At 58.6% G+C, this 14,196-nt stretch carries 9 protein-coding genes; all 9 read left to right on the top strand.

The window, feature by feature from the left end; translation table 11 throughout:
* The first annotated feature begins 26 nt into the window (after positions 1 to 26).
* The 9 genes from IPM39_10955 to IPM39_10915 all read left to right on the top strand — a co-directional run bounded on the left by IPM39_10955 (position 27) and on the right by IPM39_10915 (position 14,116).
* Complete coding sequence (locus IPM39_10955; GenBank protein ID MBK8986582.1) at positions 27 to 938, top strand: carbohydrate ABC transporter permease; 912 nt, start codon at positions 27 to 29, stop codon at positions 936 to 938.
* Positions 938 to 2,953: a YIP1 family protein gene (locus tag IPM39_10950; protein MBK8986581.1), complete on the top strand. Its 2,016-nt coding sequence runs from the start codon at positions 938 to 940 to the stop codon at positions 2,951 to 2,953. The genes IPM39_10955 and IPM39_10950 overlap by 1 nt, the downstream gene beginning before the upstream one ends.
* Complete coding sequence (locus IPM39_10945) at positions 2,946 to 5,123, top strand: hypothetical protein (GenBank protein ID MBK8986580.1); 2,178 nt, start codon at positions 2,946 to 2,948, stop codon at positions 5,121 to 5,123. The genes IPM39_10950 and IPM39_10945 overlap by 8 nt, the downstream gene beginning before the upstream one ends.
* Positions 5,120 to 6,010 carry a sugar ABC transporter permease gene (locus IPM39_10940; protein ID MBK8986579.1) on the top strand — a complete coding sequence of 297 codons (891 nt, stop codon included), beginning with the start codon at positions 5,120 to 5,122 and terminating at the stop codon, positions 6,008 to 6,010. Before IPM39_10945 ends, IPM39_10940 begins: the two co-directional genes overlap by 4 nt.
* A gap of 5 nt (positions 6,011 to 6,015) precedes the next feature.
* Positions 6,016 to 6,945, top strand: a complete 930-nt coding sequence (locus IPM39_10935) for a carbohydrate ABC transporter permease (protein MBK8986578.1) — start codon at positions 6,016 to 6,018, stop codon at positions 6,943 to 6,945.
* Entirely contained in the window at positions 6,938 to 8,302 is a 1,365-nt protein-coding gene (locus IPM39_10930) for a hypothetical protein (protein MBK8986577.1), read from the top strand. Before IPM39_10935 ends, IPM39_10930 begins: the two co-directional genes overlap by 8 nt.
* 76 nt (positions 8,303 to 8,378) lie before the next feature.
* Complete coding sequence (locus IPM39_10925; protein MBK8986576.1) at positions 8,379 to 9,350, top strand: LacI family DNA-binding transcriptional regulator; 972 nt, start codon at positions 8,379 to 8,381, stop codon at positions 9,348 to 9,350.
* Between the two features lie 143 nt (positions 9,351 to 9,493).
* Positions 9,494 to 11,809: a beta-galactosidase gene (locus tag IPM39_10920; GenBank protein ID MBK8986575.1), complete on the top strand. Its 2,316-nt coding sequence runs from the start codon at positions 9,494 to 9,496 to the stop codon at positions 11,807 to 11,809.
* Positions 11,810 to 11,866: 57 nt separating this feature from the next.
* Complete coding sequence (locus IPM39_10915) at positions 11,867 to 14,116, top strand: glycoside hydrolase family 3 C-terminal domain-containing protein (GenBank protein MBK8986574.1); 2,250 nt, start codon at positions 11,867 to 11,869, stop codon at positions 14,114 to 14,116.
* Positions 14,117 to 14,196: the final 80 nt, after the last annotated feature.

Here is a 14,196-nt window from a genome sequence, read left to right as displayed (position 1 = left end):
CCCGCCCGCGCTCCCAGGTAGTACGAATGAAACGCAAACGACGAACCAGCAGCCGGTATTCCGGCATCTACAACAGCGGGATTAACCCCAAAGGCTTTCACACCAGCCAGATCAAGTTTTACGTGATCCTGACGCCGCTGGTGCTGTTTATGCTGCTGCCCATTGTCTTTGTCTTTTCCCACGCCTTCAAGCCGCCGGATGAACTATTCGCCTATCCACCTCGCTTCCTGGTGACCAATCCCACCACCAAAAATTTCAGCGACCTGTTCGCCCGCATGTCTGTCGCGGGCGTGCCGGTGAGCCGGTATCTGTTCAACAGCATCCTGATCACCCTCATCACCATCGCTGCTTCGATTGCCGTCTCCACGACGGCCGCTTACGCCCTGTCCAAAAAGAAATTCAAGCTCAAAAAAATCCTGTTCGCCATCAATACCGTCGCCCTAATGTTTGTGCCTATCGCCGTCACCATCCCGCGTTTTCTCATCATCGAACGACTCAACCTGATAGACACTTTTTGGGTCCACATTTTGCCCGCCTTAGCCATTCCGGTGGGGCTGTTTCTCATCAAGCAGTTCATTGATGGCATCCCCGACGAGGTGGTGGAGGCGGCGCAAATTGATGGCGCGTCGGACGTGGCGATTTACTGGCGCATCATTTTACCGATGATCAAACCGGCCATCGCCACTATCGCCATTCTGACTTTCCAGGCGACGTGGAACAATGCCGAAATTTCCACCCTGTACGTCAACAGCGAAAGCCTGAAAACCTTCGCTTTCTACCTGAATACTCTGACAACGACAGCGGCCGGGGCCAATGCCGTCGCCGGGCAGGGCATGGCCGCCGCCGCCACGCTGATTATGTTTGTGCCCAATCTGATCATCTTTCTCATCCTGCAAAACCAGGTGATGAGTACCATGTCGCATTCAGGGTTGAAATGATGAAGCGGTTGGTTCTGCTCCTGTGCCTCATCGCGCTGCTGGCGCTAACGGCCGTGCCCACCCAGGCGCAAGCCCAAACCCCCTACACCACCTGGGCCTGGGGGCCAAACGGCTGGCTGGTGATGACCCAAGACGCCTACACCCCGCTGGCGGAGATTGATCTGCCCATCTCCGGCGCGGAAGACATGTTCATCACGCCGGAGGGGGTGATCTACGTGGCCGATACGGGCAACGGCCGTATCCTCCGCCTGGATTCCCAATTCAACATCGCCGCCGTTCTGGGTGAAGCGGTGCTGCAAAAGCCCACCGGCCTGTTTGTAGACGCCGACGGCGTGGTCTACGTGACCGACGCCGGGCAGGACGCCATTGTCATTTTCGACGCTGAGGGCAACGTCCTAAAGCAGTTTGGCCGGCCGTCTGAACCCCTGTTTGGCCGCAATCGCCAGTTTTTGCCGCGCAAAATCGCCGTAGACGCCCGGCAAAATCTGTATATCGTCAGCGAAGGCTCGGTGAATGGGCTGGTACAGATGAACACCAACGGCGCCTTCATTGGCTACTTTGGCCCCAACGCGGCCAGCATGTCGCTGAAGATGATTTTGCAGCGCCTCTTTCTGACCGAGGAGCAGCTTGATCAGTTCATCAAAAACGAGGCCGCTTCGCCGTCTAACCTGGCGATTGACCACCAGGGTTTGATTTTCACCATCACCGCCGGCGCCGAAAGGTGGCAGAGCATCCGCCGCTTCGCCATCTCCGGCAAGAACATCTTCCCGGAGACGTTTGACTCCACCGCTTTCCGCGATATTCACGTGAGCGAGACGGGGCTGATAACGGCCGTTGCCGCCGACGGCGTTATCTTTGAATACGACCTGAATGGCACGCTGCTCTTCCTCTTTGGCGCCAAAGATAGCGGCGACCAACGGCTGGGCACACTGCGTAATCCAACGGCCGTTGCCCGCCACAACGACGTCATCTACATCCTGGACAAAGACAAAAACGCCCTCATCGTCTACCAGACCACCGCCTTCGCTCGGCGCGTCCACGAAGGCGTGCGCCTCTACGTGGATGGCTTCTACAGCGAGGCCAAACCCTACTTTGAAGAGGTCCTCACCCACAACGGCTCCTTCATCATGGCCTACCAGGCTATCGCCGACGCCTACTACAAAGAACGCGCCTACGCCGACGCCCTGACCATCTACCGCTACGCCGAAGACCGCAGCGGTTACTCCGAGGCGTTTTGGGAACTGCGCAACGAGGTGCTGCAACAATATCTCTCCCCGGCCCTCATGGGGCTGCTGGCGCTGGGGATTGTTTATCAGACTGTCAACCATCTGGAGCGCCGCCGCCGCTGGTTTGATCCGGCGCGCGCCTGGCTGCGGGGCTTGCGCCGCTTCCGGCTGGTGGATGATTTTGTCTTTCTGTTCCGCTTCATCCGGCAGCCGGCCGACAGCTTTTACTACATCAAACATGATTTGCGCGGCAGCCTGCCCTTTGCCCTGCTGTTGTACGCCTGGGTGATTGGGGCGCGGGTGCTGGCGGCCTATGTCACCGCCTTTGTCTTTAATCCTTACAGCAACCTGGCGGATATTCGCGTGGCGGATGTGATTGCGTATACGGCCGTGCTGCTGTTTTTGTGGAATGCGGCCAATTACCTGGTCTCCACCATCAGCGATGGCGAAGGGCGCGTGCGCGATGTGGTCATCGGCACGGCGTACAGCCTGTTCCCCTATGCGCTGTTCATGCTGCCCATCGCCCTGCTCACCAACATCCTCACCCTGAACGAGATTTTTCTCTACACCTTTTCGCTGAATCTGATGTGGCTGTGGGTGGGGATCATGCTGTTTATCATGGTCAAGGAAGTTCACAACTACACCTTTTCCGAGACGGTGCGCAACGTGCTGCTGACGCTGTTCACCATGGCCCTGTTTGTGCTGACAGGCTACATTTTGTCTGTGCTGTTTACGCAACTGTTCGATTTTGTTACGGCCGTTGCCCAGGAGTTAAGGTTACGTGGCTAAACAACGCCTCATCCTCGCCCTTGGCCTGCTGCTGCTATTGCTGCTGCTGCCCGCCACCCTCAGCGCCCAGCCTCTAGCTTACAGCCCACGGCTCACGGCCGTCCAACCCATGCCCGGCGCGTTTGAACTGGTGGCCGAAAACGAGACCTTCCAGCTTTACGCCAACCGGGAAACCCTGGCCTTCAACGTGGTAGACCGGCGCAGCGGCTACGTCTGGCACTCCAACCTGGTGGAAAAGCAAGAAGAGGACCGGCTCAACCGGACCTGGACCGCCTTCGCCCAAAGCGGTATCAGCATCGATTACCTGGATGAAAAAGCGGTCAGCGAACGCGCCTCCATCAGCAACGCCGACCACACCCTGGACTTTCGCCTCATTGACCAGGGCTTCGCGGCGACGGTGACGTTCACCGGGCCGGGCATCAGCCTGGAGGTGATGGTACAGTTGGCGGCTGATGGGGTGACGGTAGAACTGCCGTTTACCGGGGTGGTGGAGGCCGACCCGGCGTTTAAGTTGGGGCTGGTGTATGTCTATCCCTTTTTTGGGGCTACGCGCAGCGACCAGACGCCCGGTTATATGTTCCTTCCCGACGGCGTGGGCAGCCTGATCGCCTTCACCGCCGAGACGAAAGCGCAGAATATGTTTTACGGCCGTTACTACGGCCCCGACCTGGGCATGATTACCTACCTGCCCTACGACCCGGCCATCAATCGCCCCTACAAGCTCTCCATCCCGGTTATCGGCATGATTCACGGCGAAAAAGAGCATGGCTACCTGGCGATTGTGGAAAAAGGGGCCGCTTATGGCGAAGCCCACGCCCACCCATCGGGCATCATCACCGACTTTAACTTTTTATACAACGCCTTCGTCTACAACCAGAGCTACTTCCAGGCGACCAATCGCTCTGGCGCGGGCGTAACTGCCTTGCAGCCGCAAACCAACGCCTTCGACGTAAAAATCCGCTACCGCTTCCTGACAGGCGACGAGAGCGATTACGTGGGCATGGCGCGGAGCTACCAGGCGTATCTGGTGGAACGGGGGGTGTTACGGCCGTATGCTTCCCCCAACAACGCCATCGGCATCCGCCTGGAATTTCTGGGCGCGGAAAAGGAAAAGGTCTTGTTCTGGCAGCGGGCCATCCCCATGACCACGGTGGCGCAGATGCGCGACATCCTGGCGCAGCTAGACGTGCAAAACCCGGCGGTGGTTTATTACGGCTGGCAGCCGTTGGGCGCGGCGAACATGCCGCCGCGCACGCTGAAACTGGAGCGCAAACTGGGCAATCTGGCGGAGTTAGAAGCGGTGGTAGAGGAGATAACGGCCGTTAACGGCCACTTCTACCTCTATCTCGACCCCCAAGCCGCCCTGCGCGACGAACGTGGTTACTCGGAACGGCGCGATCTGGCAATGTCTATCACCAATTTCAACCTGATCGGCTTCAACCGCAACAAAGTCAACTACTACCTCAACCACGACGCCCTCAGCGACCGCTACGCCAGTCTTAGCGCCGACGTGCTGGCGGAACTACCGGCCGGCCTGGCCCTGGATGGCATTGGCGGCACGCTCTACAGCGATTTCAAAAGCGGCCAGCGCCTCAACCGTGAAGAAGCCATCGCCCATTACCAGGCGCTGCTGGGCGAAAGCGGCCTGCCCCTGGCCTTTTACCTGCCCAACGATTACCTGTTTGGCCTGATGCAGGCGTATTACGACATGCCCCTGAATAACAGCGGCTACATTTACACCACAACGGCCGTGCCCTTTTTGCCTATTGTGTTGTCCGGTTATGTGCCCTATTACGGCGTCGCCCTCAACTTTTCCGCCAACAGCCGCGCCGACCTGCTGCGCCACGCCGATTATGGCGTTTACCCTTCCTACTTCCTCAGCCACGAGGCGACCGCCAGAATCCTCAACACCAGTTCCAACTGGATTTATAGCTCGTCGTTTGCGCAGTGGGGCGAGGAGATTGAGGCGAATTACGCCTGGCTGAACGCGCTGCTGGGGCCGGTGGCCGGGGCGCACATTGTCGCCCGGCAGCCGTTGGCCGAGGGGGTGTGGGCGACCAGTTATAGCAACGGTCGTCAGATCATCGTCAATTACAACGCCGCTCCCTTTAGCCAGGGCGACTTGGTGGTGGCGGGGGAAGATGCGATTGTGCGGGAGGTGGCGCGGTGAACGGCCGTTTACCCTTCCGCCGCCGCGAACTAAGCCACCGCGCCAGAGAAGCGCTGCACGGCTACGCCTTTGTGTTGGTCTGGATTGTCGGCTTTACCATTTTTACCCTGCTGCCGCTGCTGCAAACCCTCTTCTACAGCTTCAACCAGGTTACGGTCTCCGCCACCGGCATCAATCTGCAATTTATCCGCTGGCAAAATTACACCAGAGCCTTGTTCACCGACCCCACCTTTGTGCAGTTGCTCATCGAATACGCGATCGAAACGCTCGTTTCCCTGCCCATCATCCTCATTTTTTCCCTGATCATCGCCCTGTTTCTCAATCTCAAATTCCGCTTCAAGGGCGTTTTCCGCACGATCTTCTTTTTGCCGGTGGTCATCACCAGTGGACCAGTTATTCAGGAGTTGGTAGCCCAGGGCGCAACCTCCGTGCCGGGGTTGGCAATTTCCGGCACGGTCGCGGCGTTCATCGCCGACATGCCTCGCTATCTGCGTAACCCGATAGAATATCTGCTCACCTCGTTCATCCTCATCCTCTGGTTTTCCGGCGTGCAAATCCTCATCTACCTTTCCAGCTTGCAGCGCATAGACCAGAGCATTTACGAGGCGGCGGCCATTGATGGCGCGTCGGCCTGGGAATCTTTTTGGAAGATCACCCTCCCAGCGCTTTCCACCACCACCGTCATCATCGCCATTTACACCATCATCACCCTGTCCCACTTTTCCGAGAATAAGGTGATCAAATACATCTATGGGCAAACCTATGCCGTCGGCGGTGGCATAGGCTACGCCAGTGCGATGTCGTTTTTGTACTTTTTTATACTTGTTTTGCTGCTGGCCGTCATTTTTTTGCTCCTGAACTACCGGGCGCGGAAGCAGTATGGGTAACATTCATGAATAAAGCAACACAAGACCGCTGGCGTAGTTTTTTTCTGGGCAACCGCACCCAATATGGGTTGTTGTTTAGCATTGTGCTGTACATGCTGCTGATTGCCATTGGTTTTGTCTATCTCTATCCGCTGTTGTTCATGTTTGTCACCAGTCTGAAAAGCCCCGCCGACTTGCTCAACCCGATGGTGCAGTGGATTCCAACAGAGTTTTACACCGGCAATTACGTCAAGGCTTATCGCGTGTTGGATTATCCCCATACGCTGGCCTCATCGCTGCTCATCAGCGTGGTTCCGTCGGTGATTCAGGCGGCCGTGGCTTCGCTGGTGGGGTATGGGTTGGCGCGATATCGCTTTCCGGGCAAAAACTTCATCTTTTTCCTCATTCTGGCGACGTTTATTATCCCGGCACAAAACACGGTGATCCCGCAAATGCTTACTTACCGGGAGTTTGGGCTGTTAGGCAATTTGTGGGCGCTTATTTTGCCGGCGCTGCTGGGGCAAGGCTATAAAAGCGCCATCTTCATCCTGATTTTTTACCAGACGTTTCTCTCGCTGCCGAAGGTGTTGGAGGAGGCCGCACGGCTAGATGGGGCGGCGGATTGGAAGATATTTGTGCAAATTGCCTTGCCAACGGCCGTGCCCGCCTATATCATCGCCATCATTTTCTCCACCGTCTGGTATTGGAACGAAACCTATCTCACCGTCATCTTTCTGGAGGGGGGCATCCAGTCGCTGCCCATGCAGTTAGCCAAATTTGTCCAGGCGTATGAAAATCTCTACCCGCCCGGTGTGGTGAACATTTTCGACCGGCTAAATGAAGCGGTTAAACTCAGCGGCACATTCCTGAATATTTTGCCCCTGCTGCTCATGTATTTTGTGCTGCAAAAATGGTTTGTTGAATCTATCGAAAGGACAGGTATTACCGGTGAATAAATCTATTGTTTCGCTCCTGCTCATTGCCCTCATGCTGACTGGATGCACTATCGCTGCGGAAACGGCCGTACTGCCAACGGCCGTGCCGACCACGCCTCCCCAACCCCCACCCACTATGATGACAACGCCCACAATCACCCCGACCCCCATTCAGACAGCCTGGGATTCCATCATCGCCCAGGAAATGCAAGCCTCCTTCGACTTCTTCTGGGAACAGGCCAACACCGACCCCGCCAGCCCCGGCTTCGGCCTCATCCGCGACCGGTATCCCGGCTCCGCGGGCGTCGCCAGCATCGCCGCCGTCGGCTTCGGCCTCTCCGCCTACCCCATTGGCGTCGAAAAAGGCTACATCACCTTCCAGGAAGGATACGACCGGGCCAACGGCACGCTGGACACCCTGCTGGCGCTGGAGCGCACCGAAGGTTTCTACTACCATTTCCTGGATATGACCAGCGGCCAACGCGCCTGGCAAAGCGAAGTCTCCACCATAGACACCGCCATCCTGCTCATGGGCGTCCTCACCGCCGGGGAATACTTCGGCGACGAGGTGAACGACAAAGCGCAAGAGATTTATGACGGGGTGAACTGGCCCTGGTTTGTTGATGAATCACGCGATATGTTCCACATGGCCTATCGTCCGGAAAAAGGGTTTGAGGGGCATTGGGATTTTTACGCCGAGCAGTTGATGTTGTACGTGCTGGCCGCTGGTTCCCCCACCTTCCCCACCGACGACACCCCCTATTACACCTTCACCCGTCACCAGGCCGCCTATGGCAGCGGCCAACCCTTCATCCACTCCTGGTTTGGGTCGCTGTTCACCCACCAATACAGCCACGCCTGGCTGGACTTTCGCGGCTACACCGACCAGGATGGAGTGAACTGGTTTGATAATTCGGTGCTGGCTTCGCAGGCACAGGTGGATTTTGCTACGGCCGTTGCCGACCAATACCGAACCATTGGCCCCCACGCCTGGGGCCTCACCGCCTGCGATGGACCAGACGGCTACAACGGCCTCTACGGCGCGCCCCCCTCCGGCTTCGACAACCGCGCCCACTTCATAGACGACACCGTGCCCCCATCCGGGGCCATCGGTTCCATCATCTTCCTGCCGGAGCAGGCGCAGCAGGCCATGCTGCATTACGCCGCCGCAGAAGGGCTAACCGGGCGCTACGGCTTTCTGGACGCCTACAATCTCAGCGAAGAATGGATCGCCAGCGACGTGATCGGCATCAATAAAGGCATTACCCTGCTCATGCTCGCCAACCACGAAAACGACCTGATCCACACAATCGTGATGCAAAACGAACACATCCTAAACGGGCTAAATCGTTTGCACATCACCCCCGACGAATCATGATTGGTCAAACGCCCTTTACTCAGCCATTCTCTGCGTCTCTGCGCCTCGGCGTTCAGTTCTCTTCAAAGGTATCGGCATGACAACCATCAAAGACGTGGCGAAACACGCCGGGGTCAGCGTCACCTCCGCCTCCTACGCCCTGAATGGAACCGGCACGATCGGCGACGACACGCGCAAGCGCGTGCTGCAAGCGGCCGAGGAGCTAAACTACCACCCCAATGCCTTCGCCCGCAATCTTAAAAAGAACAAAACCCACACCATCGGCGTCTTTATCTCCCGCTTCGGTGGCTCATTTTACGAAGAGATTTTGGAAGGCATCCATGACACGATTCTAAGCACTGACTACGAGCTAATCGTCTGTCCGGAAACCCACGCCATGTCCAAACTGCTGACGCAGCGGCAGGTTGATGGGGCCATCGTCTTCGACTCTAAAATCAAAAGCGACGTTATCCTCAAACTGGCCTCCAAACGCTTCCCCATCATCATTCTCGACCGCTACTTAGAGAAGGATAATCTCTTGCCCCTGCTGCTAGACAACCGACTGGGAACCCGCGAGGCGTTTTATCACCTGTACGAACAAGGGGCGCGGCGCATCGGCTTTGTCTCCGGCGCGGCCGATTCGTTTGATAATGGCGAGCGAATGCGCGCCTTCATCGGCGAAGCGGAGAAAAACCAGGTGGCGGTGCGGCGCTACAGCGGCAACTTTACCGAAAAGTCCGGCTACGACGCCGCCCGGCTGATGATTGAAAACCGCAACATACCGGAAGCCGTTTTTTGCGCCAACGACCAGATGGCGATTGGCCTGCTGAAAGCCATGAAAGAACACGGCCTGCAAGCGCCGGATGACATTGCCGTGGTGGGTTTTGATGACATTCAGATTGCCCGCTACATGCAGCCCAGCCTGTCTACCATTGGCGCATCGCGGCTGGCCTGGGGCGCCGCGGCCGCTGCCCGACTGATCGCTTTTTTGGAGACGGAATACACCTTCCCGAAGCCCTATCGCATCCAAACCCGACTCATTCCGCGCGAATCGTCTGTTAAAAGGTAAGGTATCTGTTCACCACAGAGGCACGGAGGGCACAGAGATTAAACCTGTAAAACCTCCGTACTCCTTCGGTTTTGCTCAGGACACGCCTCTGTGTCTCCGCGGTGCAATCCCAGAGAGACTGTATAGTTGCTAAGGAAAATAGAATGAATCAATTTTATGTGGCCGGGGGACAGTTTTGGCTAGACGGCCGTCCCCAACTCATTCAGGCCGGTGAATTTCATTACTTCCGCACCCCGCCGGACCAGTGGGCGCACCGCCTGGGTTTGCTAAAGACGGCCGGGTTCAACAGCGTCGCCACCTACATCCCCTGGTTATGGCATCAGGCAGAAGAAGGTCTGCCTGATTTTGACGGCCGTTCCCACCCCATGTGCAACCTGGCCGACTTCCTCGACCTGGCCGCCGACATGGGCCTGTGGATCATCGCCCGCCCCGGCCCCTACATCATGGCCGAAACCATCAATGAAGGCATTCCCCCCTGGGTGTTCGCCACCTATCCCCAGGCAGCCTTCATCAACCAGCGAGAGCAGGTCGAAAATATCGCCAGCTATCTCCAGCCGGATTTTCTGGCTTGTGTCAGAAAGTGGTACACGGCCGTTTTCGCCATTCTCACCCCGCGCCAGTTCACCCGCAACGGCCGTATCATCATGGTCCAGTTAGACAACGAAATGGGCATGCCCCACTGGGTACGCAACATCTTCGATACCAACCCGGACACCCTGGCCCGCTTCGCCGCCTATCTACGCGCCACCTATGCCGACCGCCTGCCCGAAATCTATCCGGCTGACCAATTACCTGACTGGTTGGGCGAGCAAATCATACGCCCCACAGAACCCCACGCCGCCCGCGTCGTCGCCGATTACCGCCGCTTCTACCGCGACTATTTGCGCGAATACGCCGCCTTCCTGCTGGCCGAAGCGCAGGCCAACGGGCTGGAAGTCCCGCCCATCATCAACGTTCATGGCTTCATGAACGGCGGCAAAACCTTTCCCATCGGCCTGTCACAATTGGTGCAGGCTATGGAACTGCCGGGTATGATCAGCGCCACCGACGTTTACCCCATTTTCATCGGCGAAGGCAACTTCCACCAACTGCTGCTGGTAAACGAAACGACCAAAGCGCTGCAAAACCCCGACCAACCCCTCTTTTCGGTGGAGTTCCAGGCCGGGGGGCACAACGATTTCAGCGGCAGCCAGTCGTCGTTGTATGATCTGCACGGCCGTCTCTGTCTTTCCACCGGGATGCGCGCCATCAACCACTACCTCTTCTTCGATGGCGAAAACCACCCGCTGCTCAGCCCTGTCAAACGGCACGATTGGGGCCACCCGGTGCGCAAGGATGGCACACTGCGCCGTCACTACCACCGCTACCCGCAGCTTTCCCGCGTCCTGCACGCTTATGGCGACGATTTGATCCTGGCCCGACCGCAAACGGTTACGGCCGTTGGCTTTTTGCTCGACCAGTTCATGACCGAAGTCAACAACGCCTTCACCCAGGAAGCCACCAACACCCTCACCCATCAGCGGGAAGTGATTTTGTGCGATTTTATCGCCCGCGGGCTGGCTCTGACCCATCGGCCATTTACCGCCCTGGAACTCAGCCGCGCTCCGTTGGACCCCACCCAGACCCCAACCTGTTGGGTGATGATGGAACAGCAATGCCCGATGGCTGTGCAGCAAAAACTGATAGACTACGCCCGGCAAGGTGGCAAACTCGTGCTCATCGGCCGACTGTGCGTCGAAGATTTCGACTACATCCCCTGCGCCCTCCTGCAAGATGCCCTGGGTGTGACCCACATCGCCAGCGACCCGCCATTTAGCCCGGCGACCATCAACGCCTTTCACCATGAGGATGTGCCCGTTTCTTTCGCGCAAAGCTACACCGGCCAGTTTAGCGAGGTGATCGCTACCCGGCCCAATGGGGCAGTGGTAGGTTTCCGCCAGACCGTCGGCCAGGGACAGGTCTTGCTGCTGGGCGCGGCGCTGACCACCAACACCCTGGCCGATTTAGACGTTTTTGAGCAAATCGCCCGGCTGGTGGCTTGCCCGCCGCTCTTGCAGCTAAGCGAATGGGCCGATACGCGGCTCAGCGCAGGGGAGAACGGCCGTTTCCTCTACCTCAACAATTACCAGGAAGAGGCGGTGACAACGGCCGTCGCCTACCAAAACGCCCCCCTTTTCGACGGCCAACCCCTCACCATCCCACCCCGGCGTGGCCTGATTTTGCCACTGGAATGGCGGCTTAACCCCAATGTACTCATCCACTACCTTACCAGCGAACTCACGGCCGTTAACGACGAAGGCGACACGCTCACCCTGCACACTGCCCAACCCACCTTCACCGCCGAACTCACCCTCACCGGCTACACCTGCGACCAGGCTACCATCCGCCAGCAGACAGCCCACACCCAACGCATTCACCTGAGCCACACCAACAACGATACCATTGTGTTACGCAGATGAGTTACTTGATTGGTCAGCCAATCAACTAACAAACAAAGCAACAGGAACATCAACCCCATGATCGAAACACCCCCCGGTTCCTACAACCACCTCGACCCCGCCACCGAAGCCCGCGTCGCCGCCTTGCTCGCCCAAATGACCCTGCCGGAGAAAGTCGGCCAGCTTGTACAGATCAGCCCCTTCGCCCCGTTCGATTTCGACGACTACCTGGCGCAAAAGCAAGCCGCCGAGGCCGCGGGCGAACCATTCGACTATCCACCCCGGCTGCACCCCGATATAGATGAGATGATCCGCAACGGCCGTGTTGGTTCTTTCCTCAACATTATGCTTCCGCACCTGATCAACCACTGCCAACGCATCGCCGTCGAAGAATCCCGCCTGGGCATTCCCCTCCTCGTCGGCAGCGATGTCATTCACGGCTTCCGCACCATCTTCCCCATCCCTCTGGCCGAAGCCTGCACCTGGAACCCAGCCCTGCTGGAACGCGCTTCTCGCGTTGCCGCCGAAGAAGCCTCCGCCTCCGGCGTGGATTGGATTTTTGCCCCGATGGTAGACATTGCCCGCGACCCGCGCTGGGGGCGCATCGCCGAAGGGGCCGGCGAAGACCCATTCCTGGGCGCAGCCATGGCCCGCGCCCGCGTGCGCGGCTTCCAGGCCACCGACCTGACCAGCGGCCGACGCATTGCCGCCTGCCCCAAACATTACGTCGGCTATGGGGCCGCCGAAGCCGGCCGCGACTACAACACCACCGATTTCTCCGAACGCACCCTGCGCGATGTCTACCTGCCCCCCTTCAAAGCCGCCTTCGATGCGGGCGCGGGGACGGTGATGAGCGCCTTCAACGAACTCAGCGGCGTACCGGCCACCGCCAACTCCCTGCTGCTGCGCACCATCTTGCGCGATGAATGGGGCTGGCCCGGCGTCGTCCTCAGCGACTACGACGCCGTGCGCGAACTCATCGCCCACGGTATCGCCGCCGATCTGGCGGACGCCGCCCGCCTCAGCCTGCTGGCCGGGCTGGACATCGAGATGGTCAGCGATGGCTACGCCACTCACCTGGCCGATCTCGTAAAAGCGGGGGATGTGCCATTAACGGCCGTAGACGAAGCCGTCCGCCGTGTATTACGCCTCAAATTCCGCCTGGGTCTGTTTGAAAACCCCTACACCAATGAAAGCCTGGCCGACACACTCATTCTGCGCCCCGATTTCCGCGAATTGGCGCTGCAAGTGGCTCAGGAATCTATGGTGCTGCTGAAGAACGAGGATGACATTTTACCCCTATCGCCGCAGACGCGGCTGGCTGTCATCGGCCCGCTGGCCGACAGTCACCACGACATGCTCGGCTGCTGGTCGCTGCACAACCACCCCGAAGACGTGGAGACGCTGCTGCATGGTCTGGCCGCCTACCTGCCCGCCGACGGCTGGACCTATGTGACCGGCTGCCCCATCCGCGACGACGCGCCCACCGATTTCGCAACGGCCGTCGCCGCTGCGCAAGCCGCCGACGTGGTGCTGCTGGTGGTGGGCGAAAGCGCCGACATGAGCGGCGAAGGGCATTCGCGCACCCACCTGGGGCTGCCCGGCCGCCAGCAAGAATTAGCTGATGCGTTAGCGGCCACCGGCAAGCCGATGGTGTGCGTGTTGATGAACGGCCGTCCCCTGGTCATTCCCCGGCTGGCGGAACAGGCGCAGGCGCTGCTGGTGGCCTGGCATGGCGGCATCCGTGCCGGTCGCGCCGCCGCCGACATCCTCTTGGGCGCGGTCAACCCATCGGGCAAACTCACTGCCAGTTGGCCCCGCGCCGAAGGACAAATTCCCGTCCATTACGCCCACAAAAGCACCGGCCGGCCGGCGGCCGCCGCCGGCACACGCCAATTCGCCGAAGCCTTCAAATCCGTTTACATAGACAAACCTAACTCCCCGCTGTTCCCGTTTGGCTTTGGCCTTAGTTACACCCGGTTCACCTATACCGATTTACACATTGCCCAACCCGTACTCACCTTAGACGACACCCTGGTTGTTTCCGCAGCAGTGACAAACAGCGGCGGCCGACCGGGCGCGGAAGTAGCGCAGTTGTACGTGCGCGATCTGGTGGGCAGCGTCACCCGACCAGTGCGGGAGCTGAAGGGTTTCCAAAAGATTTTCCTGCAACCGGGCGAGAAGCGCACCGTATGTTTTTCGCTGCCTGTTTGCGAGTTGGGCTTTACGGACCTGGCGATGAGGTACGTGGTAGAACCAGGGGAATTCAGGGTATGGTTGGGGCCAGACACCGCCAGCGGGTTAGAGGGCGTGTTTTATGTTAGATGATGAAGGCAGCGAGCATGCAAGAAAACACCGCGGAATGTGTCACAGTTTTGAGATACTAAAACCAACAGATTTGAGAGCAA

The organism is Candidatus Leptovillus gracilis (assembly GCA_016716065.1).
Lineage (GTDB): Bacteria > Chloroflexota > Anaerolineae > Promineifilales > Promineifilaceae > Leptovillus > Leptovillus gracilis.
Note: the sequence above shows the minus strand (reverse complement) of the source record. Positions and strands in the feature narration are given on the sequence as shown.

Coding starts and splice junctions, on each gene's coding strand:
- IPM39_10925 (MBK8986576.1), top strand. CDS start 8,379: ATGACAACCATCAAAGACGTGGCGAAACACGCCGGGGTCAGCGTCACC.
- IPM39_10935 (MBK8986578.1), top strand. CDS start 6,016: ATGAATAAAGCAACACAAGACCGCTGGCGTAGTTTTTTTCTGGGCAAC.
- IPM39_10955 (MBK8986582.1), top strand. CDS start 27: ATGAAACGCAAACGACGAACCAGCAGCCGGTATTCCGGCATCTACAAC.
- IPM39_10920 (MBK8986575.1), top strand. CDS start 9,494: ATGAATCAATTTTATGTGGCCGGGGGACAGTTTTGGCTAGACGGCCGT.
- IPM39_10915 (MBK8986574.1), top strand. CDS start 11,867: ATGATCGAAACACCCCCCGGTTCCTACAACCACCTCGACCCCGCCACC.
- IPM39_10950 (MBK8986581.1), top strand. CDS start 938: ATGAAGCGGTTGGTTCTGCTCCTGTGCCTCATCGCGCTGCTGGCGCTA.